We start from the raw sequence: 25,403 nt of genomic DNA on the forward strand, positions 1-25,403 counted from the left end.
TGAGAACTTAACGAAAGATGAGTTCTTTGAGAAATGCCAAAGTGTGAATGATTTGGTATTCCAAACGGTGCAAAAATACGGCGGCTCGGTATCAGCAGAGCACGGTGTGGGCATGACCAAAAAGCCTTATCTAAACTACAGCCGTAGTGAGACTGAGATTGAGTATCTGAAAGAACTTAAAAAGGTGTTTGATCCTAATGGGATTATGAACCGGGGTAAGATTTTTGATGTGTAATTCGCTCTTGATAGGCGTTTAAAACAAAAAAGCCAAGCAATGCTTGGCTTTTTTATCTGATAGTAGGTCTTTGATGCCTTACAGGAGTGATAGGATTGGTAGAGTATCGAGTCTCTGATAATCATTAATAGGGAGGCTATCGCAGAAAACTATCATAAAAGGGCTTAGTTTTTGAAAATTAAGCCCCTTCTTTTTGAGCTTTAGTTAATGTTAATTTCATAACTAAATTTATCTGCTAGTCCGTATGATTCCCTGTATTCAATAGGTTCGCCCTCTAAGTTTTTAGCAATGCGGCACACCTTAACTAAATTTTCATTTTTGGTATTACCTAAATAAGGATCTACATAGTCAGTTATGAAAAATAGAGTTTCTACTGCTGATGAAACAAATTGGCCACATTGTTTATAATAAAAAGGGTAAAGAAGATTTTCGAAGTCTTTGGGCTCTAATGTTGCAAATATCTCATAACGACTCTTGGGCAGCCATATTTTCTCACTAAGTAGAACCTTATCACCAACCATGCGTGTGCGTTCTATATGAATTAGTGCTTGGGCTCTTTCTAAATTCAGCTTTGAGTTGATATCATCGTTGCCGTCTACAATAGTAATACTTTTGACAATGCCTTCTGGAGTTACATAGCAGGCATCTTTATCACGGAACTTAAAAAATCTTAATAAAGAACTATCAAAGTTTGGTTGTTTTAAAAAAGTACCTCTACCTTGTTTTTTTATTAAAATACCTTCTTCCACTAGTTTTTCGACGGCTTTGCGCACAGTTCCTACGGATACTTGATATCTATCTGCAAACTCTTGTTCGGTAGGCAAGGGAGTTTTTTCATCCCAGTTGCTATTTGTCAGTAACTTTTGAATATGTAATCGTACCTGCTCATATCTAGGTATTTTAAGGTTGCTGAAGTTTTCTATCATTTTGTCACCATAATGGAAATATTTTTATAAACTTGCTTATGCATCTTGAGTATTATTATTTCTCGAAAAGTTAACATGTGTGGGTGTTCTTCTACAATTAAAGCCATTAAAGTAAGGAAGGTTTGTGACGCTTTATATCCTAGCTGCCATCGTTGTATGTATTATTTTGGGTTATGTCACTAAAATTAATATCGGCTTATTTGCTATTGCCTTTTCCTATCTCATTGGTTGTTTTGGTATGGGGATGCAGGCCAATGAGGTGATAGAGTTATGGCCGCTTAAAATTTTCTTTGTCATTTTTGCGGTAACACTTTTTTATAATTTCCCGCTAGCTAATGGCGCTCTAGAAAAGCTTACAAGTCATTTAATATACAAGTGCCGTCATTTTCCCAGCTTACTGCCTCTAGTTATCTATTTGGTATCCACTATTATTTCTGGACTAGGAGCTGGCTATTACACGGTCATAGCGACAATGGCTCCCATGGTTTTGTCATTGTGTAAAAGGACTCACCTAAGCATTGTTATAGCCACCTTATCGATTAATTACGGTGCTTTAGCAGGTGCTAATTTTGTTACCTCTCAAAGTGGTGTTATTTTTAGGGAACTCATGCGTGGATCAGGGGTGGCGAATGATAATACTTTTACTTATGCTTTAGGAGTCTTTGTAGTTACCTTTCTGATGCCTGTTGTCTTGCTAGGTATCTATAGTTTTGTTAATACTAATGAAATTAATACGCAAGATCAGGTTGTTACTAAGCCAGAGCCCTTAGATACACAGCAAAGACAGTCCATTACACTCATTTTTATCATGGTAGCTGTTATTTTAGTCTTTCCTATTTTAAATTTACTAATGCCAGAGACCCCCGCACTTCAGTTTCTAAATCATCGTATTGATATAGGTTTTATTGCTACTATCTTTGTTCTGATTAGCTTAGTCTTAAAGCTAGGTGATGAGAGAGCCGTCATTGCTTTAATACCTTGGAACACACTTATTATGATTTGTGGTATGGGTATGTTGATTAGTCTTGGTGTCGAAATAGGGGTGGTTTATCAGTTAACTGAGTGGTTAAGTACAAATGTCCCTATTTGGATAATACCCATTTTAATCTTTGTCATTAGTGCCATTATGTCGATATTTGCAAGTACACTTGGCGTTGTGGCACCTACTTTATTTCCGATAGTCCCCCCTCTAGCTATTGCTTCAGGCTGGAGTCCTTTATTGTTATTTATTTGTATTGTTCTGGGCGCCCAAAGCTCATCACTTTCTCCTTTCTCTTCCGGGGGGAGTTTAATATTGGGAGCCTCTCAAGTAGCTGTAGATACAAAAAAGCTGTTTAATACACTATTATTGCAAGCAGTTCCTATAGGAGTAGGGGCTGGGATAATAGCTGTTATTGCTATTCAGCTTATATTATAAGCATATAATATTGTATATTCATATATACATACATATGTTTCTTGTTATTTATAAAATATTCTGTTAATTTACAAATAACAGAACTGTTACTTCAATGTATATATGTAAGTCCTTAATATCTGAGCTTTACTATTCTGTAAGCCTCAGGTTTTTGAAATCGTAGTTATTCATTAATTTTTATTGTGTAAATACACACAAGGAGTGTCGTGTGACAAAACTATCTTATTTGGCTCTTGGTCTATCCGTTATTTCTTTAACTGCCTGTAATAATTCAAGTCAAACTGCTGCAAATGAGTCAGCTGAATATACATCACCTTCGCGTCCCGAGTGTATTGCACCAGCAAAACCGGGTGGTGGATTTGATTTAACCTGTAAGCTTGCACAAGCTGGCTTAAAAGAAACAGGTATTTTAGAAGAGCCTATGCGTGTGACGTATATGCCAGGTGGCGTCGGTGCAGTTGCTTATAACAAGATTGTGGCTAATGATCGTGCTAATGATGATGCCATCATCGCATTTTCAACGGGTTCTATCCTGAACTTATCACAAGGTAAATTTGGTAAGTTTACTGAAAAAGATGTGAAGTGGTTAGCGGCTGTTGGTACAGATTATGGTGCTATTGCTGTTAATGCTGACTCACCTCTTAAAAATTTAGACGACTTAGTCGCTAAGCTAAAGTCAGATCCAAAATCAGTCAGCTTTGGCGCTGGTGGTAGTGTTGGTGGTCAAGACTGGATGCAAACTGCGATGTTAGCTAAAGCAGCTGGTGTGAATCCAAATGATATGACTTATGTCGCTATGGAAGGGGGCGGTGAAGCTATTACTGGAGTATTGGGTAATCACATTACTGTCGTTAGTGCGGGTATTGCTGAGATTATGCCGCAAGCCAGTGCAGGTAAACTACGTGTTTTAGCTGTATTCTCTGATGAGAGATTAGGTGGAACAATGGCAGATATTCCAACAGCTGTAGAGCAAGGATATGATGTAATTTGGCCGGTGGTTCGTGGTTACTATATGGGACCAGATGTAAGTCCTAACGCTTATAGCTGGTGGAAGGAGTCTTTTGATAAAGTACTTGCTGATCCAAAATTTGCTGAGATTCGTGAGCAGCAAGAGCTACTTCCATTCTCTATGACAGGTGAAGAACTACAAGAGTATGTGTATAAGCGTACTGGTGAGCTACGCGAGCTTTCTGCTGAGTATGGTCTTGTTGAAACTGAAGCCCAGTAACTCTGAATTAAATATCAAATCTAAGTAGTTATACTACTTTTTAAAGGCTGAAAAACACTCTATTTTTCAGCCTTTTTATCTGATAACTCAAGGAGTGTTCCTTATGACGATGGAACGTGTGTTTTCTGGGTTAATGGCGCTGTTTAGCTTGTTTTTAGTTTATTTAGCTATGAGTTATGTGGCTCCTATTGCTTATGACCCAATAGGTCCGAGACCTTATCCTATCTTAATCTTTTCTTTGTTAGCATTTTTGACTTTGATTATTGCATTTCGCCCAGCGCGATTTACTAAAGTAATTAATTTGGGGTATGACAATACAGTAATTAGAAACTTGGTTTTATGTGTTATTGCCTTAACTGTGTATAGCTTAATATTTGAGCCTCTAGGTTTCATTGTTTCTACCACGCTAATGTGCTTTGCTGTTGGCTTGCTATTTGCTGGTAGCCCTATTAAAAGCCTTATTTTTTCAATTGTGATCAGTATTGTCTTATATGTCTTATTTGACATGTTACTAGATGTCATACTGCCACTTGGGTTGTTATCAGGGATAATGGGATAGTAATTATGGAAACCTTAAATTTTTTGATGCATGGTTTTACGGTTGCATCCACACCTGAAAACCTGATGATAGCTTTGGTCGGTGCTTTTATTGGTACTGTAGTAGGCATGTTGCCAGGGCTAGGTCCGATTAATGGTGTAGCGATATTATTGCCCTTTGCTTTTGCGCTAGGCTTACCACCAGAGAGCGCTCTAATTCTATTATCAGCCGTTTATCTTGGTTGTGAGTATGGAGGACGTATCTCAGCGATTTTGCTTAACGTCCCAGGGTCTGCAGCAGCAGTCATGACCTCACTCGATGGTAACCCTCTAGCTTTACAGGGAAAAGCAGGTATTGCACTATCAATATCGGCAGTGGCTTCATTCGTTGGCGCTACTATTGCAACTATTGGTGTCGTTCTATTTGCTCCTCTACTGGCTAATTGGGCAGTCTCTTTTGGTCCAGCTGAGTATTTCGTACTCATGGTATTTGCGATTACTTGCTTAAGTGGATTGGTTGGTGATCAACCTATTAAAACTGCTGTATCAGCCCTGATCGGATTGGGTCTTGCTACAGTAGGTGTTGATGCGGTTACTGGGGTTTATCGTTTTACCTTTGACTCGGTTAACCTGTCTGACGGTATCCAGTTTACAACGATTGTTATCGGCTTTTTTAGTGTTAGTGAGATTCTAATTCTGCTTGAAAGAACAACTACTGGTCAAAAAGTTGTCGAGCAAGGTAAGCGTAGCTTATTTAATCTTAAAGAACTTCTATTTAGCTTAGGAGCTATGATTCGTAGTGGCTTAATGGGCTTTGTGGTTGGTATTTTACCAGGAGCTGGGGCAACCATCGCTAGTGCTATGACTTATACGAGTGAGCGTAAAATTGCAGGTGACTCTGGAAAGTTTGGTGAAGGTGACCTTCGAGGTCTAGCTTCTCCAGAAGCTGCTAATAATGCTTCAGCCTGTGGTTCTTTCGTACCTATGTTGACTTTAGGTGTGCCTGGATCAGGGACAACGGCGGTTATGATGGGCGCTTTGACTTTATACAACATTACGCCAGGCCCACAATTATTTACTGAGCAGCCTGATATCGTATGGGGTCTGATTGCTTCTCTATTTATTTGTAACGTCATTCTGTTGGTAATGAACATTCCTTTGGTTCGCTTCTTTGCTAAATTACTTGATGTTCCAAACTATATATTGATTCCTTCTATCGCTGCTGTTAGCTTCATTGGTGTTTACTCAATTAATAGCACAACATTTGACTTAATATTTATGGTTGGTCTTGGGGTATTTGGCTATTTCTTGCGTAAGACTAACTTTCCATTATCAGCACTTATTCTAGGCTATGTACTTGGTGAACTGATGGAGGATAACTTAAGACGTGCTTTGTCTATTTCTCAAGGTGAGTTGAGCATTTTGTGGAGTAGTAATATCTCAATGGTATTGTGGTGCTTAGCAATAATGATGATATTCATGCCAATTATCCGTAGCATCTATCGTAAGCGCTATAAGAAACCTAGTGCATAATCTTAATTCTTAAATTCAATAACGGTGATTGGAAGAGTTTTCAGTCACCGTTATTATTTAGTTTTCAAAAAACTCTATAAAGTTTGGATAGATAAAATTATTCGTATACTATCTTATACGTTTCTACTTTTAAATTTAGTTTTACAACTGTATTTTAAGCTCGCCTCCTCATCAACACATTAAACCACTCAACATCCCGTCCACCTTGTTGATCAGCAGTAATCCAAGTTACATATTCAAGAGGGTGTGTCGTGGATATCTGCTGCAAGACCTCCAGGAAACGATCTTCATTCATATCACAGAAGAAGCGCTCTCCATCGTATCTTTCAGCGTTACCATGTTTAAAAGAGGCATACATAACACCACCTGATACCAGTGTGTCCAATAAGCTCGCGATCATATTTGGTAGCTCATTAAATGGTACATGGAGTAGGGATGCGCAGGCCCAAATTCCAGTAAACTGATTTTCCCAACCTTGATGTCTAATATCTTCGAACTTTAGATGCTGCCAGTTAATACTGCTTGCAGCATAGTATGCCTGATTTCGTTTAATCAGCTCTGAGCTTCCATCGATCGCCGTAACCTTCACTCCAAGCTCGTTAGAAAACCAGAAGCTATCCCTGCCAGAACCACATCCGAGATCCAAGATATGCTGAGAAACCCCAGAAGGACTAGGTAATTGGCTAGTAAACCTCTTGTATAAAACATGCATTTTAACGTTTCTTGTTTGCTTTATATAACTGTCAGCATGCTGGTTGTAGAAGTCTAAAGTAGGGCTGTCTGTCATGCTTATTTGCCTATTAAAAAGTACTGTCACCTTGCTTGGATGGTTGCCAGACATGGATGAGTCTTTGTTTAGAGAAGTCATAAGACTTTTGCAAAAATTGCTTACGCTGACTTTTTGTTCTACCAGTCTGAAGGATTAACGTTTCTCTAAGGGGATGATGGCTCTCAATTAAATACTCGTTACGCGTATTTAGTCTATCTAGCAACAGCGTAGAGGGGACTTGAGCAAACTTACCGTCATGGCCGCGATTACAATCTTGGCAAGCAAGAACGAGGTTCCATACACCATCCACATTTACTGGTTGGCAGCAGCCTGCTTCGGCAACTTGAGGTTTCAGGGTGTGCGGAAAGAAGTGGTCTACATCAGCCAGTTGAGTGTCTTGAGAAGCGATACTGATCTCTTTGAAACAATAAAAGCAGCGACCCTTCTGATAACCATTTAGAGCACCACGTGAGCTGGTAATCCCAACACGGCGATGACTTGGGTCATGAGAGAATAATTGCTTTGTTTCTTGGTCAAATTCAACGGCGACTAAGTTCTTGTTTAGATTTAACTCCCACGCTTTTTCAACTAAATTCCATCTTGATTCAGTTTCTTGATTCAAGTTTTCTGCTGAGTGGTCAAAGACGTAAAACAGCTTAAATAAGTTATCAGTTAAGCGAATGCCTTTATTGAACTTACGCTCATCGATAAAGAGCTCTTCATCAATCACATCATAAAACCGTTCTTGTACTGCTTTAGTATTAACGACATGAAATGCATCTAGTACGTATTTAAAGCCCTCTTTGGTGGTGATATCAATGAGCTGAGTCTCAGTAATAGTCCCTTGGTTAAAGTCCATGCAAGCCTGAATAAACTTACTGCTTCTTGCGGTACTTTGTTTAGGGCTATGCTTCAAGTGCTCGCATAGATGCATGGCATAGGGCAGAGCTAAATCATCAAGAGTAATTAAATCTGACTTGCTGTTTAAGCTCACATCGATGAGGCTTTTTGCTAAAGCAAACTTATAGGAAGCAGTATTGCGGCCGAATAGAATAATGGCTCGCCAGTAGTTTTCTAGGGTAGGCTCGACATCGACGAAATTCATTACCACTCCTTGGGTATCTTGGTTATGAGTTTAGGTATTATCTTTATATAAACCAACTGGCTAATCAACTCAATAAGCGTTTGAGTGATAATAATAACTGGTATGACAGAGTTATAGCCTGGGATAGCTAATGCTAGCGGGAGTATAACCAGTGAGTTTCGGGTACTGCTGCTAAACACTAAAGCACGATTAGCAGGGATATTAAGTTGAAATAAGCGGCCTATAATCCATCCTATCACTGGGGCAAGTATGGCAAATGCAATATAGATAGGAATAACTTGCAGGACAATCACTGTTTGGCCTTTGAGGCTTGGAATCACAGAAGCAATAATTATGAACAACACAAGAGCAGTAGCAGGTACAGGAAGTAAAGATAGGCTATTAGTTATTTGTTTGCCGCTATTTGAGCGCGCTGCCCACAACTGCAGGATAGCTGCTAATATAAAAGGGATAACAATTAGCTGCATAAAAGCGTGAATAAATGTGTTTACTTGAATCAGCTCTACAAATGAGTTTCCGAGAAATAGCTTGAGATATATTGGCAAAAGTAGAGTTTGTACTATTAGTAGAATAGGGGTGGAGGAAAGCAGTAAGCGAGAATCCGCCTGACCTAAGTGTGAAAAAGTTATCACATAGTCAATGCACGGACACAGAAGCACCAATAGCACAGCTAACAAAATAAATGGATTAGGCGGTAATAAAGGAAGCAAGGCTGCAATTAATAAGGGAATGGCAATGAAGTTTGCTATGAGTAAAGCTGTAAGGAACTTTAAGTCACTTAAGCCCTTTTTAAGTTCGGTAACAGGAACTTGTAAAAAAGTGACAAACAGCATCAAGGCTAAAGCAGGGTTTATAGCCCACTGAAAATCAGCAATCTGCGGAACCATTATCCCTCCAAGCAAGGCTAAAACAGTAGCGACGAAGTAAATGCTAATTTGTCGAGTTTCTAATAAAGTACGTAGGTTATCCATGCTTTGCTCTTAGTGCTCTAAAATATAGGGTTACAATAGAAGATAGGTGGAGGTAAATTATAGGCTACGAGCAGAACAATTGTGTTAAGTCTTAACTTTAAATATTTGTAGAAATAAAGGCTTGCAAAAGCTAGAAAACTTGCTAAAATACATCACCTCAATAGGCGTATAGCTCAGTTGGTTAGAGCGCTACCTTGACATGGTAGAGGTCGCTAGTTCGAATCTAGTTACGCCTACCAAATTCGAAAGCCCCAATCTTTATGATTGGGGCTTTTTTTGTGCAGCCAATTTTAAATACTAAGAGAAGCTATTAACCTATAAGACAGTTACTCTCCTTAAAACTAGCAATAAGAATAAGAAAAGCCCAACAACTAAAAGGTACTAAAAAATCACAAAAAAAGAGAGCCTCAAATGAGGCTCTCTTTTTAACAGTCATGGCTTTAGTGGCTTAATTCTAATAGCTTTAAAATTAGCCAGCTAAATTACTGACTAACTTTTGCCAGAACCTCTTCACGGCTAAGCAATTGTTTTTCCCCTTCACGGCGATCAACATACTCGTATTTATCTTCAGCTAAGTTGCGGTCTGATACCACGATACGGTGCGGGATACCAATAAGCTCAAGGTCAGCAAACTTCACGCCAGGACGCTCGTTACGGTCATCTAAGATAACGTTTAAGCCTTTGGCTTTTAGCTCTTCATATAAAGCTTCAGCGGTTTGCATAACCGTATCTTCTTTTGATTTCATTGGCACAATGGCGATGTCAAAAGGAGCGATTGAGTCTTTGATATCTGGTGTTTTGGCCCAGATGATACCGTTGTCATCGTGGTTTTGTTCAATGGCAGCAGCGATGATACGGCTAACCCCGATACCATAACAGCCCATCATTAGAGTCACTGGCTTACCATCTTCACCCATAACCGTACAGTTTAGCGCTTTTGAATATTTATCGCCCAACTGGAAGATATGGCCCACTTCGATACCACGTTTGATGCTTAGCGTGCCTTTACCGTCTGGTGAGGCGTCGCCTTCGACCACGTCACGAATATCGACCACTTCAGTGATCTGAGCATCACGCTCCCAGTTCATGCCTGTGGTGTGCATGTCATACTCATTGGCACCTGACACAAAGTCGCTCATGGCAGCTGCCGCACGGTCAACATAAACAGGGATGTCTAAGTCTACACCGATGAAGCCTTTTTTCAGACCAGCGGCTTTCATCTCTTCTTCAGTAGCGAAAGTAAGCGGTGTGGCTACTTCAGCGATTTTCTCAGCTTTGACCTCATTTAAGGTATGGTCGCCACGAACTACTAAGGCTACCAATTGTTCTTCGCCTTCAGAGCCATCTTCATTGATGTGATGACCTTTAACCACTAAAGTTTTTACTGTGGTTTCTAAAGGAATGCCTAGGAACTTAGCCAAATCTTCATTGGTTTGAATCTTTGGTGTTGCTACATCTTGTCTTTCTTGAGTAGGAGCGGCGCGCTCATCGGTGCAGACTGCTTCTGCAAGCTCAACGTTAGCTGCGTAGTCTGAACCGTCAGAGAAAGCGATGGCATCTTCACCACTGCCAGCCAATACATGGAACTCATGAGAAGCTGAGCCACCGATTGAGCCAGTATCGGCCAATACAGCACGGAAGTTTAAGCCAAGACGTTGAAAAATGCGGGTGTAGGCATCATACATCTGTTGATAGGTTACTTCCAATGACTCTTGATCTACGTGGAAAGAGTACGCATCTTTCATAGTGAATTCGCGGGCACGCATGATACCAAAGCGAGGGCGAATCTCATCGCGGAACTTACCTTGAATTTGGAAGAAAGTAACAGGCAGCTGTTTGTAGCTACGTAATTCACCACGGGCCAAATCAGTGATGACCTCTTCGTGAGTGGGGCCTAGTACGAAGTCACGATTGTGACGGTCGGTGAAACGTAGAAGTTCAGGACCATAATCTTCAAAGCGTCCTGACTCTTGCCATAACTCAGCAGGCTGAGTCATTGGCATGAGGACTTCTTGTGCGCCGATATTTTCCATCTCTTCACGCACAATTCTTTCAACTTTTTGCAGGACCTTAAGACCCATCGGTAACCAGACATATAGGCCTGACGCTAGCTTACGAATAAGACCGGCTCTTACCATAAGTTGGCTTGAGACGATATCGGCATCGCTTGGGGTTTCTTTTAAGGTAGCAAATAAAAACTGGCTGGCTCTCATAACTGACTCGACTTTACTCAATGTAGTTAAAGGGTGGTTAACGATAAAATTAACTTTAAAAAACTCACTGAAACAATAAAAGCACCGTCAATAAGGCCCGTCTTAAATGTGCTGCTAATCAGTATTCAGACGGTTATTACGGTGTTAAATGATAATAGTAAGAAAAAATAATAGTGGTAACCTGACTATGTTAGGTAAAGTCGGCCTTTGACGCAATCCTTTTTTGACTTCTTACTGGATTTAGGCCCAATTTAATACCAATTTTAAGCCATATAGAATCAGATTGACTAAATTTTGATTTATTACCCCTTGAATCCAACAGACAACTTCTAGTTTATTGGCTATATTAAACCCAAAATAATAATCACATGAGGGTGAACCATGAATAATATGAAGCAAGCTGGGCCAACCCCCGGCAACAACTCGAATTCCACCGCCAAAAGCAGTGGTGTGTTACTCAAGCTGGTGTTTTTACTGGTTTTGATTCTGCTTAGTGTTTTGCTGTGGCAGCAGTTTAATCAAGACAATTCACCGCAAATTCAAACCGTTAGCCGAGAAGGCGTGGTCAGTAAAATTCAGCAACTGAATCGCTTAGAAACCGTGGCTTATAATGTCGATACGGTGATTACCAGTGAGCAGCCAGGCAGTTGGCAGCGTTTATGGCAAGATGAACAAAAAGGCTTGTTTATTGCTCGTGGTCGAGTAGTCGCTGGGGTAGACTTAAGTGAGCTAAGTCCAGAGATGGTTCAGGTCACAGACCCCACCGAGGAACAAATCGCGACAGCAAAGGCCAATGCTGAAGCACAAGGCAATGAAGATATGCCGATAACTTTAATGCCAAATATTATGGTTACTTTGCCACCTGCGCAGATTTTCACTGTGTATTTGCAGGATATTGATGTTTATGACTGGCAGTCTGGCGGCTTGTTTGGCATGAAAAAAGTCGAGCCTGAGATTTTAGCGCAAGCTCAAGCCAGTGCTAAAGAGGAAGTGCTTAAGCGTGCCTGTGCTGACGGGGTGATGCAGCAAGCAGAAGACAATGCCAAAAAAGAAATGCAGCAGTTATTTGCCATGACTGGGGCGGAAGTTAGCGTAACCACTCAAGGGGCAGGGGCATGTCAGCCTGTTGACTAGCACATTATTAGGTGTCTTAGCCAATATATAGCTATCCCTTAAACTGCTCAATGGCATAAAGGCGGGCTTGCTTATGTTCTACCATAGATTGTGGGTAGTCAACATCAGCAAACCTGCCTTTTTTGCTTAGGGCCTGTCTTAGTTTGGCCTCGTCGTGTAAGACACTAGTGGGAATATCTTTTAGCTCAGGTAGCCAAGTTTTAATAAAAACAGTCTCTTTATCATGGGTCTTGGCTTGACTAAAGGGATTCATAATACGAAAGTAGGGCGCGGCATCGGTGCCGGTAGAAGCACTCCATTGCCAGCCGCCGTTATTAGACGCAAAATCCCCATCAATTAGATTTTGCATAAAGTAGCGCTCTCCCAAGCGCCAATCAATAAACAAGTCTTTGGTCAAAAACATCGCCGTTACCATACGCAGTCGATTGTGCATAAAGCCGGTTTGATTCAGGCAGCGCATCGCAGCATCTACCAAAGGTACACCGGTTAGTCCTTTGCACCATTTCTCAAAGTCTGATAAATCATAGGACCAAGTTACCTTTTGGTCAGCCACTTCATTAAAAGCGGCTCCTTTGACGATATCGGGGCGATCCACCATAACGTGGCGATAAAAGTCTCGCCAGGCCAGCTCACTAATCCAGCGCTGGATGTCTTGCTCAGCTCCTAAATCTGCATCAATTTTACTTAAGTTATGCTCATTTGCCTCATAAATAGCTTGAGCCGTTTGTTTGGCTTGCAGATAACATAAGCGCGGGCTGATAGCGCCTATGGACAGATAGGCTGAAAGCTGACTGGTGGCCTCTAACGCCGGTTGATCACGGGCAATATCGTACTGCTGCACATCCTCTGCTAAGAACTGCTGTAACTGCTTATAAGCTTCATTTTCGCCGGCAGGGTAGGTTTGATGGGCTGTTTGTAACAGTAGTTCCGTATTTTTATCTTGATTAGCCGGACTTTCTAAAAATAGCCTAAGCGTCTGCTGATACAAGTTATCAATAGTGGCTAATATTTGAGTCAAAATATCTGGATTTAGCTTGTTGTTATTTACCGGCTCAAGTGGATGAATATTGACCAAGCCTGTGTCTAAAATACTTTGCCATTTTCTATAAAAAGGGGTAAACACTTTATACATAGTGTCTTCATTGGTTGTGACGGACTTTGGCGGTAAGATGCATTGGTCGTGATAACGATTAAAGACGATGCCTTTTTGGCCTAACTGTTTTTCAAGTGCCGCATCGCGCGCCAGCTCATTAACCTCATACTCATAGTTACTGGCGATATGGCTAATATTCTGCTGCTGACAAAAGCTATCAATGGCGTCGATACACTGGTGATAATCAGACGTTTGCAGTACGTGTAACTCGATGTTTAGCTGATTAAATAAAGATTCTGCTAGTGTTTTTAAGCTGCGAAATATAAAGTCCATTTGCACCAAAGACATGGCCTGCTCAAGCCACTGCTCAGGGGTCACCACAAATAAGGCTTTTATATCAGGCTTGGATGAGGCCTGTTTTGCTATTTCTGTTAACTCAGAGAATGCCGTATTATCTTTAAGGCGCAGGTCTCGTCGAAACCACATAAGATAGGAGGCTTGGGGAGTGGGTGAAGTGGCGGTCATGGTGCTTCCTTTATGAGCTTATATTTTTATAGCTATTAATATTGAAGGATATCGACTTTAAATGGGGTAAGTTAGTGTAAGCACTGCTAAATTTGATAAAAAGTATGCTAGGATAAGTTTGATTTGGCAGTTTGAGTTTGGTAAAGGGGTTGCAAGGGCAATGCAGGTTAAATTTTGTGGGTTCACCCAAGCCAGTGATGTACAGCAAGCGATTGAGCTAGGTGCTGATGCACTCGGCTTTGTGTTTTATCCTCCTAGCCCTCGTGCAGTTACTGCTGAGCAAGCTCAAAGTCTGGTGCGGCAAGTGCCGGCCTTTATTAGTGTCGTAGCCTTGGTGGTTAATATGCCGCAATCAGAGCTTGTGGCACTGGCCAATACTGTGGACTTTGATGTGATTCAATTTCATGGCGATGAGTCGGCCGAGCAGTGTCAGCAGCTGGCTAAAAGTGTAAATAAACGCTGGGTGAAAGCGCTTCGGATCAATAAAGACACCCATGACTTACAAAGCATTCAATCACAAATTAAAGATTATGCGCAGGCGGGGGCAAGCAGTATATTACTAGACGCTTATCATAAAGACGCTTATGGCGGTACTGGAGAGCGCTTCGACTGGTCATTAATCCCCAAAGACAGTGCATTGCCTATTATCTTGGCAGGGGGACTAACGCCTGACAATATTAGCGATACCTTAATGCTGCCTATTCAAGCAGTCGATGTCAGCGGCGGTATTGAGTCTGCCAAAGGAATAAAAGATGCTGGTAAGATGGCCGCCTTTATCCGCTCCGTAAAAAGCACACGATGGCCAAGCTAAATCTACTCCCGATTCTATAAATACTGCAAAATAAGCAGTGAAAAATAAGTCATTAAAAAGACAGCTCATTACTATTAAGTAGGGTAAAACCAAATATGAAAACCTTTGATAACGTACCACACAATGATGAAGTAGAAAATATTGCTGACTTCAATCAGTATCCTGACCCCAGTGGTCACTTCGGTATTCACGGCGGACGCTTCGTCTCTGAAACCCTGATGGCCGCTTTAGAAGAGTTAGAGACTTTATATTATAAAGTTAAGCAAGACCCTAAGTTTTGGGAAGAGTATCACAATGATTTGGTGAACTATGTGGGTCGTCCAACCCCGCTTTATCATGCCAAGCGTTTGAGTGATGAGATTGGCGGCGCACAGATTTACTTTAAGCGTGAAGATCTAAACCACACTGGGGCGCACAAAGTAAACAACACCATTGGTCAGGCGCTATTGGCGAAGATGAGTGGTAAAAAACGTATTATTGCGGAAACAGGCGCTGGTCAACATGGTGTAGCGACCGCCACCATTGCTGCGCGTTTGGGCCTTGAATGTATTATTTACATGGGTGCAGACGATGTAGAGCGTCAAAAGATGAACGTCTATCGTATGCGTTTGCTGGGTGCCAAAGTGGTGGCCGTTGAGTCTGGCTCACGTACTTTAAAAGATGCGATGAACGAAGCGATGCGTGACTGGGTTACTAACGTAGATACCACCTACTATATTATTGGTACTGTTGCGGGCCCACACCCTTATCCCTTATTGGTTCGTGATTTCCAGGCCATTATTGGTAAAGAGGCCCGTATTCAGCACCTAGAAAAAACCGGCAAGCTACCAGATGCGCTAGTGGCGTGTGTGGGTGGTGGTTCTAATGCCATCGGCCTGTTCTATGAATTCTTAAATGACAAAGACGTAAAAATCTATGGTGTGGAAGCCACAGGTGATGGCTTAGAAACAGGGCGTCACTCAGCACCTTTGGCCAAAGGTCGCGTTGGAGTGCTACACGGCAACCGTACTTATTTGATGGCTGATGATGAGGGTCAAATCTTAGAGACACACTCAATTTCTGCTGGTCTAGACTATCCCGGCGTGGGTCCTGAGCACAGCTTCTTGAAAGATGTGAAACGCGTAGAATACGTAGGTTGTACAGACAAAGAAGCCCTACATGGCTTCCACGAAGTGACTCGTAAAGAAGGCATTATCCCAGCTTTAGAGTCTTCGCATGCCGTGGCGTATGCCTTAAAGCTTGCCAAGACCATGACACCTGACCAAACCATTATTGTTAATATGTCAGGACGTGGGGATAAGGACTTGCATTCTGTAATGAAAGCTGAAGGTATTGAGCTTTAAGCTTTATTTATTATAAGTCATCAGTAGCAGTTTTTAGGACGCTAAAGGTTTTAAAAACTGTTAACCCACCTTCAGTTTTACTGAGTATCGACCAGATTATTTATTAAGGGAATATCATGACTCGAATTGAAACCGCATTTGAAAGTCTAAAACAACAAAATAAAAAAGCCCTTATTCCATATGTTATGGCAGGAGATCCTTCGCCAGATAGCTTTGTGGGCCTAATGCACGACCTAGTGAATCACGGCGCCAACATGATTGAAGTGGGTCTGCCATTTTCAGATCCAATGGCTGATGGTCCTACAGTGGCTTTGGCCGGCGAGCGTGCTCTAGCAGGGGGCACAAGTACCCATCAAGCGCTACAAATGGTTAAGAAGTTCCGCGAAACGGACAGTACTACACCGGTAATTTTAATGGGTTATTTAAACCCGATTGAAATCATTGGCTATGATGAGTTCATTAGATTGTGTGATGACTCTGGTGTAGATGGGGTGTTGGTGGTTGACTTACCGCCTGCCGAATCTGGCGATTTTGTACAGCGTCTGGCAGAGCATAATATGAATAAGATTTTCTTATTATCACCCACAACTTTGCCTGAGCGTCGTAAGCAGGTTATGACTCATTGTGGTGGCTATATTTATTATGTTTCGCTAAAAGGGGTGACGGGCTCTGCCAGTCTAGATACGGCGGCTGTAGGAGAGCAGGTTCAGGCCATTAAAAAAGAAACCGATCTGCCTATTTGTGTGGGTTTTGGTATTCGTGATGGGCAATCAGCGGCTGCTATTGGACAGTATGCCGATGGGGTTATCGTGGGTAGTGAGCTGGTGAAGAACTTTACCGGTCTAGACAGCAACTCTAGTCAAGAAGAGATTGCTGCTGCTCAAGCTAAAATCATGGAAAAAATGGATGAGCTGCGCCAGGCTTTAGATCAATTGGCCTAGTTTAAGAGCTTGCTCTAAATACTTTTTTATTAATATTAATTTGATGTACTTATGACTAATAATAGTAATCTGCCCAAAACCCAGCCTAACAAAAATAGGGGCGAAGCTGCCATGGATTCTGGACTTCAAAGCGACCAAAAGACAGCGACCACAGAGCGCAAGTGTGAGACTTGGCTATCGCGTCCTGTGCCTCGAGTGAAGCGTCACAGTTTGCCGCAATTGACAGCGGTAGAGACCGAGCCGTCAACTCAGTGCCCACAGTGTCATTCTATGACCACCAATACGGCTTTGATTTTTAACAGCTATGTGTGTCCTCACTGTGACCACCATTTGGCTATGACGGCTCGAGAACGTTTGGCTGACTTTTTGGATCAGGTCGAGCAAGAGCTGGGTCAGCAGTTTCATGCCGGCGACCCGTTAACCTTCGTAGACAGTAAGCCTTATCCGCAGCGTATGCAGCAGATGCAAGAAAAAACGGGTGAGAGTGAGGCCCTGATTGTATTCAAAGGGAAGCTGGGTAAGATGGATGTGGTGGCCTGCGCCTTTGACTTCCGTTTTATGGGAGGTTCAATGGGCTCAGTAGTAGGAGATCGTTTTGTTCAGGCAGCTGAAGTCGCCCTTGAGCAAAAGATACCGTTAATCTGCTTTGCTGCTTCTGGCGGGGCCCGTATGCAAGAAGGGGTATTATCCTTGATGCAAATGGCACGAACGGCAGCCGCTATTGAGCGACTACGTTTGGCCGGCGTTCCTTATATTGTGGTACTGACCAATCCTGTTTATGGTGGAGTGACGGCCTCACTGGCTATGCTTGGTGATATCCATATCGCAGAGCCTAAGGCTATGATTGGCTTTGCTGGCAAGCGAGTCATTGAGCAGACGGTTAGACAGACCTTAGAGGAGCCGTTCCAGCGAGCAGAGTATTTATTAGAGCATGGAATGATTGACCAAGTGGTTCACCGTCATCAGCTAAATGATACCGTACATCGCTTATTGGCCAAACTTATGCCTAGCTAACCTAAACAGCTAACCTAAATGGGCTTGGCTGTTTTTATAAACAGATTAATTGGTTTTTATTTTATTTGCTGAGAGGTATCGTGATTAATACTCCTTCAACTTCCCAAACACTGGCCAATACTACGCCAAACCAATCCAGTCCTTTATCAGACTGGATTTATTACATGCAGCAAATACACGTATCTGCGATAGACATGGGTTTGTCTCGAGTACTGCCTGTGGCCAACCATTTAGGCTTAATACAGTCGGCCAAAGATGACGCTTATGTGTTCACCGTTGCTGGTACCAATGGCAAAGGCTCTACCACAGCAGTTATTAGTGAAATATGCCAACAAGCCGGCTATAAGACCGCTCTTTATCAGTCGCCACACTTGATAGACTTCAATGAAAGAGTGCGCATCAATGGTCAGCCTGTGGGTGACCAAGTGCTGATTGATGCCTTCTACCAAGTGGAGCAGGCAAGGTTAGCTTGTGACTTAACGCTATCCTTCTTTGAAATGACCACGTTAGCGGCCATGCTTATTTTTGCCCAAGCAGACTGTGATGTTTGGGTGTTAGAAGTAGGGCTAGGGGGCCGACTGGATGTGGTTAATATTATCAATCCAGATTTGGCGGTGATCACCAATATTGGCATCGATCATGTTGACTGGCTTGGGGATACTCGAGAAAAGATTGGCTATGAAAAAGCAGGCATTTTACGAGAAGGCATACCGCTAGTATACGGTGAGACAGATATGCCGCAGTCTGTGTTAGATAAGATACAACAGCTAGACTGTCCTTACTATCAAGTGGGTAAGGATTATGACTTTACCGAGCAAGCAGAGACTTGGCAATTTAGCAGTGCCAGTATTAGCTTACAGTTACCGAAGCCTAAGCTGTCTTTAATTAATAGTAATAATGCCGTAGCGGCCGTGCTGGCAAGTAAGTTAACCATTACTCCTGAGCACATTAAATCCGGGTTAACTGCAGTCAAATTAGCAGGGCGCTTTGATGCTAGAGAGATTGCACAGCGTCATTGGTTATTTGATGTGGCACATAATGAGCGGGGAATGACTTTCTTATTGAGTCAGTTTCAGCCCATGTGGCAGCAGCACAAAGCCGACCATCCAGCAGCTGAACTGCATATCTTGTTCTCTATGCTAGCGGATAAAGACATCAATCATGTGGTTGAGCTATTGGTAAGCTCAAAGCTGCCTATTAAGACTTGGCATGTGGCAACGATTGACCATCCTAGAGCCGCAGAGGCGGAGCAGTTGATTGAAATACTACAAAAAAACAATCAACAAGATATTGTTAGCTACGAGAATTTAGCCAGCGTTGGTGAGAGCTTGATAGCGGCTACTGATACTGAAGATTTAATTTTGGTTTGTGGTTCATTTCATACCATTGGTGAAGTACTAGAGCCTCTTACTAAACTTTATTAATTAATTTAGGGGGTTAAGACTGAGGTATTTTTTAATGCTGAAGTTTTTTTAATTTAACTACTCAATGGTTATAAAGGCAAGGACTTATCGGTCTCTTGCCTTTTTTATTTTTTTTATCCTAATTAGTGCGTCACTGTGCGCTTAGCAAGAAAGTTAGTTGTGTTATTTATTAAAAATATTATATTTAATGTTAGATTTAATTGTTACTCAAGATTGAATATTAATCGATATATGTGGTAAGAATGTAGTATTATTGCAATATAATCCCTTATAATAATAGTGATTTTAATGCCAATGGATTGGTGTTAAGCCTATATAACATATGATACCTGGGTGCCTTTGCAGCGCTTTATCCTTCATAGAATAAGTAATCAAATTATGATGTTTAGCCCTAATAAAAATAAGATGCTACTGGTTTTGTCCTTAATGGTAGGTTTTAGCTTACCAAGTCAGGCCAATACCGTGGTCACTGACGTCCAGATTAATTCTTTAATCTCGCAGGCGATCGAAACTCATCCCATGGTTGGCTCAGCAAGAGCCGAACAGCAAGCCACGACAGAAGGAATCAATGCGGCTAAGCTGAATTTATTGCCAACTCCTAGCATTTCAACAAGATATGGCAATAATGATGACCTCGTATCTGAGGTGGGCATTCGTCAGCCTTTATGGACAGGCGGTAGGCTTACTGCGAACGTCAACCAAGCCATATTTGATGACAAAGCTGCCACTGAAAATATCTATGCACAACAAAACCAGGTGGCCAAAACTACCATCGAAGCGTGGCAGACCTATATCAATGCGGTGGCTCAGCAGCGTGTTTATTTAGAGACCATCTCGCAGTTACGTGAATTTGAAGCCATGATGCAGCGCCGAGTCAATCAAGGGGTTTCAGCCCGTATTGAACTGGACTTGGTCACCAACCGTATTTTGCAAGAAACCAATGCTTATGAAGCCGCCAAAGAGCAGCAACACATTGCAGAGGCTCGACTTCAACAAATTACGGGGCGAGCATTACCTCGAGGCAGTGAGCACAATATTCCGCAGCTGCATACCTTGGTCGAGCAGGTAAAAAGAGCTTCTATGGGCTTTGAAAAAATGGCCTTTAATGAGGCCAGCTTCTACAACCCAACTGTAGTAAAAGAAGCCTTCCAAATTGAATCGGCTAAACAAGAAGTTAAAGCCCAAAGTGCTAGTAAATATCCTGTGGTTTTTGCTGAATACAGGCACGAATATGATCACGACACCAAGGAAGATGATGGTCAGTTTTTTGTGGGCTTAGACTATCAACCAGGAGCTGGATTCTCAAATATGGCGTTAACCCGAGCCTCTGAAGCTCGCGTAAACAGCTTAATTCAAAATAAAGAAGCGGCTCAGCGTCAGGTTATGGAAAATATCCAAATTCAGTATCAGCAGTTTGCTAGTGCCAAGAGTCGAGAGCTGTCTTTAGTGTCTGCGGTAGCTGGGGCACAAATTGTACTGGACTCTTATCAGCGTCAGTTCATCGCTGGCCGTAAGTCCTGGTTAGAAGTGCTAAACGCGGTGCGTGAGTTAAGTGACTATCAAGTGAACCTGGTACAGACTCGCTCAGATATTTTAGGGTCTTTTTATAAGCTGCAAGTCGACTTTAGCTTAATGCCTTGGCAAGTTTATGCCCATAACCGTCAGCCTGTAAAAATGTTTAGTGTGCAAGACCCTGTAAAAGAGTGGGTTAATAATCAGCAGAGTAGAGCACAGAGCAAACAGTTTGGCTATGGACAACAGTCGAAGGCGCAGGATGAATACATCCAAGTGAATTTGCCAGCCCATATCGAGCAGCAACTCGATCAAGGGGCTTATATTATGCTTGATGAGCAAGGCAATCCTACTAACGTTACGGTAGAAAAACCTGAGCTTAATAATATGAATGACAGCCAAGCTGATACTGAGTAAATAAAAAAATAAATCAGCGTAAAAGTTATCCAGTCTGCTGTCTGCGAATATAAAAACATTTAATAAGTGATAATTATGAGTACTAACCAACATCAATCAGATAATTTAGAGACAGGCAACACAGGGTCACACCATGAGTTGGTGACCAGTTCTCCTGAATTATCAACCGCTCAAACTCTAGCTGATGCCTTGCGTCACCTGCTAAGTCAGCAAGGGTATCCGGTAGATAATATTCGCTTGCAGGATGTGATTAGAAAGCATGACAATCCAAAAGCTGAAGAGCAAGGCCGAGGCATCAATACCTTAGGTGGATTTATCGGGGTATTAAGAGGATTAGGGATTGAAGAGTCGCCAGAGATTCTTCAACAGCCAGATGCTGCATTTTTACCGTTACTTGGCTATCACGCCCGTTATGGTTGGGGGGTAATCGATGGTAAGAACCCACAAGGGGCTTGGAATTTACGTCAAGAAACACAGACACGCCCAGTTACTTTAGATGAATTAAAGCTGGTCATGCGACTGCGCTTAAAAGAAGACCATATCAAAAAGAAAAACGCCTCATTTACAGAGCTATTAAAAAAAGATCTGTTCAACTATAAAGGGGTGGTGGTAGAAGCGGTAATTGCCTCCTTCTTAATTAACTTCTTAGCCTTAGCGGTCTCTTTATTCTCGATGCAGGTATATGACCGAGTCATTCCCACTCGCAGTGAATATACGCTAATTATTCTAGCCAGTGGTGTGGCCTTAATCATCATCTTCGAAGCTTTTATGAAGTTTGCTCGCTCCAAGATTATGGATAAGGTGGTAGTAGGGCTAGATCAGTATTTATCTCGTGAAGTATTTCAGCGTCTATTAAAGGTTCGTATTGACCAAATGCCAGGGTCGGTAGGCTCTATGGCTGCTCAGTTAAGAGGTTATGAGCAGGTACGTAGTTTCTTTACCGCCAGTACGCTTTTTGGTCTGGTCGACTTACCGATGACCATTATCTTTATTACGCTGATTGCTTATATTGCCTCGCCTTTGGTAGCGTTGGTGCCGATTATCGCAGCGATTATTGCCATCACTATGGGTTTAAGCGCTCGTAAAAAGATTGATGCTATTGCTGCAGAAGGCGCTTCGGCTTCTTATTATAAGACAGGGTTATTGGTAGAAACCGTAGAAGGGGTTGAGACCATTAAAGCCGGCGCAGGCAGCTGGAAGTTTTTATCACGCTGGCTAGATGTGATGAATGTCACCATCAAAAATGACTTAGATATGAAGCATGCTAATGATAACTTAAGTTATTTTTCGCAAATGCTACAGCAGGCCAGTTATGTGGGTATTGTGATTACCGGCTCATTCGTGGTGATGAGAGGTGATATGACCATGGGTGGCCTGATTGCCTCTTCTATTTTGGGCGGACGAGTGCTGGCACCGGTGATGTCTATTCCAAACTTATTGGTACAGTACTCTCATGCCAAAGCAGCTAAGAGTATGATTGAGGCTATCTTTGCTCTTGAGCAAGATAACCATGGCGTAAACTATCCTTTATCACCAACCAAAATTAAAGGTCATTATCAAGTTGATGATATGGTGTTTAACTATGCAGGCAATGACCGTCCTGCCGTCACCATCAAGAAGCTGGTCATTCAGCCGGGTGAGCGAATTGCCATTTTAGGCCCTATTGGTTCTGGTAAATCGACCTTATTAAAACTACTTTCTGGACTATATGCTCCGACCTCTGGCCGTATCTTAGTAGATGGGCTAGACATTCAGCAGATTAGTCGTGAGTCGTTAAGTGAGCAAATAGGGTACTTACAGCAAGATCACCGCTTGTTCCAAGGGACCTTGCGTGAAAACTTACTTATCGGTATGCCAGCGCCCAATGATGATGTGCTACATGATGCGCTACAAAAAACAGGACTTATTAATCTGGTATCCAATCACTCAAGTGGTCTAGATTTACCGATTAGTGAAGGCGGACGCGGATTATCAGGAGGCCAAAAACAATTGGTGGCCTTTACTCGATTGCTGTTAACCAAGCCTTCAGTCTTCTTGATAGATGAGCCTACCGCTTCCATGGATAACCGTCAGGAGCAGCGCTGTATTCAAGTTCTGCGTAATGAGCTACAACAAGGTCAGACCTTAGTGGTGTCAACGCACAAGACGGCTTTATTAGACTTGGTGGACCGCATTATCATTATGGATAACCATCAAATTGTCATGGATGGTGCCAAAGAAGCGGTTCTAAAACAGCTGATGCAAAACGAGCAAGCCAAACGACAAGGCAATGCAGGTAGAGTGACTCAGCAGGACGCTCCAAGAGCAGCCATTAATGCCAAGCCACAATCGCCTAATCCTCAAGACCCTCAAAGTCCGCAAGCACCTAGTGGTAAACCTGGTACAGGAGCTGGAGAGGGGCAAAATAAGTTGAACCCTAAGGGGCAGCCGCAGTCGTCTGGTAAGAACCAAAATGATAAGCCGCATAGCCCAGCCCAAGACCGTGACCCAAACGAGTCTACAAGTAGTGCAAAATCTAAGATAGTCATTAAGCCTGCTTCGGAAAGTAGCAGCACTGCCTCTCAGGCAACTGACTCTATCGATAATAAGGGCGCAACAGTGTCTAAGACCACTGCAGAGGATACTGGAGCTTCTAAACCTAAGCCTTCAGTTGAGGCTAAGCACAATACCATTATTATTAACCCCACATCTGAAGAGAAATAGGCATGTCTGAATATCAATATACCCCCACAAAGCCAAAAATTGGCCGTGCTCGTCTCACTATCTGGATTGCCCTTGTGGGTATTACGATACTACTGGTATGGGCCTACTTTGCTGAGATTGACCAAGTTACCCGTGCTAAAGCAACGGTAATTGCTAGTGCCCGAACTCAGCAGATTCAAGCTTCAGAGGGTGGCATCCTAACAGAAATCTTAGTTTCAGAAGGGGACGAGGTAACCAAAGGTCAGCTGTTAGTGGTGCTGGAAGAAGAGCGTGCAAAAGCAGCTTATGACAGCTCAGCGACTAAATCAGCGGCATTGCAGGCTCAGTTAGCTCGATTGAATGCTGAAATCTTTGATCGTCCTTTAACCTTCCCAGAGAGTGTGCGTCAGTATCCTGAATATGTAGAAAACCAAACTCAGCTTTATAACCGTCGTAGACAGGCCATTAATGAAGAGGTCTCCTCGCTAGAACAAATGCTAGTTCTGGCAAAAAGAGAGCTGGATATGAATGAGCCATTATTGCAGTACGGTGATGTGAGTCAGGCAGATGTGATTAAACTACGTCGCCAAGTGGCTGAGATTGAGGCGCAGATTAATAACAAGCGTAATAAGTACTTCGAAGAAGCTCAGGCTGAAATGACCAAAGCTCAAGAAGAGTTAGACAGCGAGCTTGAGCAGCTGCGCGATCGAACTCAGGTACTTGAAGAAAAACGCTTATTGTCTCCTCAAGATGGTAAAGTGAATAATATCAATATCACAACAATCGGCGGTGTGGTGAAGCCTGGTGAAGTGATTATGGAATTACTACCTACCAGTAGTGATCTTATCGTAGAGGCCAAGGTAAGTCCTGGTGATATTGCTTATGTAAAAGAAGGTCAAACGGCCTCTGTTAAGTTAGATGCTTATGATTTCTCTATCTTTGGGGCGATGAATGGCACAGTGACCTATATCAGTCCAGACACGTTGATGGAGCAAACGCCAAAAGGGGAAGAGCCTTATTACCGCGTTCTTATTAAAATTGGTGAGGCAGAATTTGCAGGCCGAGCGGATGAGATTGTTATCAAGCCTGGTATGACGGCTAGTGTTGATATTAAAGCTATGGAGCGTACTGTCTTGTCTTACTTAACCAAACCGATTACTAAGACCTTATCTGAAGGCCTAGGTGAGCGTTAATTGAGGGTTGATAACAGACCGTCAACTTAGCCCTATAAATAAGGTTTAACTGGGAGTTATTTAAGATAAAAGGGTGTCAGACCTAATATTGCGGAAGTTTTTGAAATAAATTCAATTTTTTGCAAAAAAAGGTTTGACACACAGTATTAAATCTATATAATACACACCCACAGAGCGAGAGCTCAGGGTGATTAGCTCAGTTGGTAGAGCGTCTGCCTTACACGCAGAATGTCGGCAGTTCGAGCCTGTCATCACCCACCACTATTTTTAGAAAGTGGTTAAATATTCTAAAGCGACCTAAGCAGCGGTAGTTCAGTTGGTTAGAATACCGGCCTGTCACGCCGGGGGTCGCGGGTTCGAGTCCCGTCCGCTGCGCCATA

The 25,403-nt window shown here is 42.4% G+C and carries 20 protein-coding genes and 3 tRNA genes; 17 read left to right on the forward strand and 6 right to left on the reverse strand.

What is annotated here, in order from left to right:
* A partial coding sequence (locus A1232T_RS10395) for an FAD-linked oxidase C-terminal domain-containing protein (RefSeq protein ID WP_279625895.1) occupies nt 1-235 on the forward strand: 235 nt, incomplete at its 5' end.
* A 200-nt stretch (nt 236-435) separates the two neighbouring features.
* Here the strand turns inward: A1232T_RS10395 and A1232T_RS10400 are convergent.
* Nucleotides 436-1,161: a GntR family transcriptional regulator gene (locus A1232T_RS10400; protein ID WP_077449348.1), complete on the reverse strand. Its 726-nt coding sequence runs from the start codon at nt 1,159-1,161 to the stop codon at nt 436-438.
* Nucleotides 1,162-1,285: 124 nt separating this feature from the next.
* On the opposite strand from A1232T_RS10400, the gene A1232T_RS10405 reads away from it, so the two are divergent.
* From A1232T_RS10405 to A1232T_RS10420, 4 genes are all read left to right on the forward strand, one after another.
* Entirely contained in the window at nt 1,286-2,578 is a 1,293-nt protein-coding gene (locus A1232T_RS10405) for an SLC13 family permease (RefSeq protein WP_077449349.1), read from the forward strand.
* Between the two features lie 208 nt (nt 2,579-2,786).
* Nucleotides 2,787-3,806 (forward strand): Bug family tripartite tricarboxylate transporter substrate binding protein, encoded by a 1,020-nt coding sequence (locus A1232T_RS10410; RefSeq protein WP_077449350.1) that lies wholly within the window; start codon nt 2,787-2,789, stop codon nt 3,804-3,806.
* A gap of 109 nt (nt 3,807-3,915) precedes the next feature.
* Nucleotides 3,916-4,365, forward strand: coding sequence for a tripartite tricarboxylate transporter TctB family protein (locus A1232T_RS10415; protein ID WP_244152452.1), 450 nt, complete (start codon nt 3,916-3,918; stop codon nt 4,363-4,365).
* Nucleotides 4,366-4,370: 5 nt separating this feature from the next.
* Complete coding sequence (locus A1232T_RS10420) at nt 4,371-5,876, forward strand: tripartite tricarboxylate transporter permease (RefSeq protein ID WP_077449352.1); 1,506 nt, start codon at nt 4,371-4,373, stop codon at nt 5,874-5,876.
* A 154-nt stretch (nt 5,877-6,030) separates the two neighbouring features.
* On the opposite strand, the gene A1232T_RS10425 is transcribed toward A1232T_RS10420, so the two are convergent.
* Genes A1232T_RS10425 through A1232T_RS10435 form a run of 3 tightly spaced genes read right to left on the reverse strand, consistent with a single transcriptional unit; the run spans nt 6,031 to nt 8,721 of the window.
* The gene (locus tag A1232T_RS10425; RefSeq protein WP_244152453.1) at nt 6,031-6,717 is read right to left on the reverse strand and encodes a class I SAM-dependent methyltransferase; all 687 of its coding nucleotides are present in this window, start codon (nt 6,715-6,717) and stop codon (nt 6,031-6,033) included.
* Nucleotides 6,677-7,750 carry an HNH endonuclease family protein gene (locus tag A1232T_RS10430; RefSeq protein WP_077449354.1) on the reverse strand — a complete coding sequence of 358 codons (1,074 nt, stop codon included), beginning with the start codon at nt 7,748-7,750 and terminating at the stop codon, nt 6,677-6,679. The genes A1232T_RS10425 and A1232T_RS10430 overlap by 41 nt, the downstream gene beginning before the upstream one ends.
* Nucleotides 7,750-8,721: an arsenic resistance protein gene (locus A1232T_RS10435; RefSeq protein WP_077449355.1), complete on the reverse strand. Its 972-nt coding sequence runs from the start codon at nt 8,719-8,721 to the stop codon at nt 7,750-7,752. The genes A1232T_RS10430 and A1232T_RS10435 overlap by 1 nt, the downstream gene beginning before the upstream one ends.
* 162 nt (nt 8,722-8,883) lie before the next feature.
* Here A1232T_RS10435 and A1232T_RS10440 point away from each other — a divergent pair.
* Nucleotides 8,884-8,960 (forward strand) — tRNA-Val (locus A1232T_RS10440).
* A gap of 243 nt (nt 8,961-9,203) precedes the next feature.
* Here the strand turns inward: A1232T_RS10440 and A1232T_RS10445 are convergent.
* Complete coding sequence (locus A1232T_RS10445; protein WP_077449356.1) at nt 9,204-10,934, reverse strand: proline--tRNA ligase; 1,731 nt, start codon at nt 10,932-10,934, stop codon at nt 9,204-9,206.
* Between the two features lie 381 nt (nt 10,935-11,315).
* Between A1232T_RS10445 and A1232T_RS10450 the strand changes: the two genes are divergently transcribed.
* Complete coding sequence (locus A1232T_RS10450) at nt 11,316-12,068, forward strand: DUF4230 domain-containing protein (RefSeq protein ID WP_077449357.1); 753 nt, start codon at nt 11,316-11,318, stop codon at nt 12,066-12,068.
* A 31-nt stretch (nt 12,069-12,099) separates the two neighbouring features.
* Here the strand turns inward: A1232T_RS10450 and A1232T_RS10455 are convergent, their stop codons facing one another.
* The gene (locus tag A1232T_RS10455) at nt 12,100-13,686 is read right to left on the reverse strand and encodes a cryptochrome/photolyase family protein (protein ID WP_077449358.1); all 1,587 of its coding nucleotides are present in this window, start codon (nt 13,684-13,686) and stop codon (nt 12,100-12,102) included.
* A gap of 160 nt (nt 13,687-13,846) precedes the next feature.
* Between A1232T_RS10455 and A1232T_RS10460 the strand changes: the two genes are divergently transcribed.
* The 10 genes from A1232T_RS10460 to A1232T_RS10505 all read left to right on the forward strand — a co-directional run bounded on the left by A1232T_RS10460 (nt 13,847) and on the right by A1232T_RS10505 (nt 25,401).
* Nucleotides 13,847-14,497 carry a phosphoribosylanthranilate isomerase gene (locus tag A1232T_RS10460; RefSeq protein ID WP_077449381.1) on the forward strand — a complete coding sequence of 217 codons (651 nt, stop codon included), beginning with the start codon at nt 13,847-13,849 and terminating at the stop codon, nt 14,495-14,497.
* Nucleotides 14,498-14,592: 95 nt separating this feature from the next.
* Complete coding sequence (gene trpB / locus A1232T_RS10465; protein WP_077449359.1) at nt 14,593-15,840, forward strand: tryptophan synthase subunit beta; 1,248 nt, start codon at nt 14,593-14,595, stop codon at nt 15,838-15,840.
* A gap of 116 nt (nt 15,841-15,956) precedes the next feature.
* Nucleotides 15,957-16,781 (forward strand): tryptophan synthase subunit alpha, encoded by an 825-nt coding sequence (gene trpA / locus A1232T_RS10470; protein WP_077449360.1) that lies wholly within the window; start codon nt 15,957-15,959, stop codon nt 16,779-16,781.
* Between the two features lie 111 nt (nt 16,782-16,892).
* A complete protein-coding gene (accD, locus tag A1232T_RS10475) occupies nt 16,893-17,795 on the forward strand; it encodes an acetyl-CoA carboxylase, carboxyltransferase subunit beta (RefSeq protein WP_077449382.1) in 903 nt (300 codons plus the stop codon).
* 83 nt (nt 17,796-17,878) lie between these two features.
* Nucleotides 17,879-19,219 carry a bifunctional tetrahydrofolate synthase/dihydrofolate synthase gene (folC, locus tag A1232T_RS10480; protein ID WP_077449383.1) on the forward strand — a complete coding sequence of 447 codons (1,341 nt, stop codon included), beginning with the start codon at nt 17,879-17,881 and terminating at the stop codon, nt 19,217-19,219.
* A gap of 378 nt (nt 19,220-19,597) precedes the next feature.
* Entirely contained in the window at nt 19,598-21,148 is a 1,551-nt protein-coding gene (locus A1232T_RS10485; RefSeq protein WP_077449361.1) for a TolC family protein, read from the forward strand.
* Nucleotides 21,149-21,223: 75 nt separating this feature from the next.
* Nucleotides 21,224-23,851: a type I secretion system permease/ATPase gene (locus A1232T_RS10490; RefSeq protein WP_077449362.1), complete on the forward strand. Its 2,628-nt coding sequence runs from the start codon at nt 21,224-21,226 to the stop codon at nt 23,849-23,851.
* 2 nt (nt 23,852-23,853) lie between these two features.
* A complete protein-coding gene (locus A1232T_RS10495; RefSeq protein ID WP_077449363.1) occupies nt 23,854-25,023 on the forward strand; it encodes an HlyD family type I secretion periplasmic adaptor subunit in 1,170 nt (389 codons plus the stop codon).
* A 185-nt stretch (nt 25,024-25,208) separates the two neighbouring features.
* Nucleotides 25,209-25,284: transfer RNA gene (locus tag A1232T_RS10500), tRNA-Val, on the forward strand.
* A gap of 40 nt (nt 25,285-25,324) precedes the next feature.
* Nucleotides 25,325-25,401, forward strand: a tRNA-Asp gene (locus A1232T_RS10505).
* Nucleotides 25,402-25,403 lie beyond the last annotated feature (2 nt).

This window comes from Psychrobacter pasteurii (assembly GCF_900162815.1).
GTDB classification, from domain to species: Bacteria; Pseudomonadota; Gammaproteobacteria; order Pseudomonadales; family Moraxellaceae; genus Psychrobacter; species Psychrobacter pasteurii.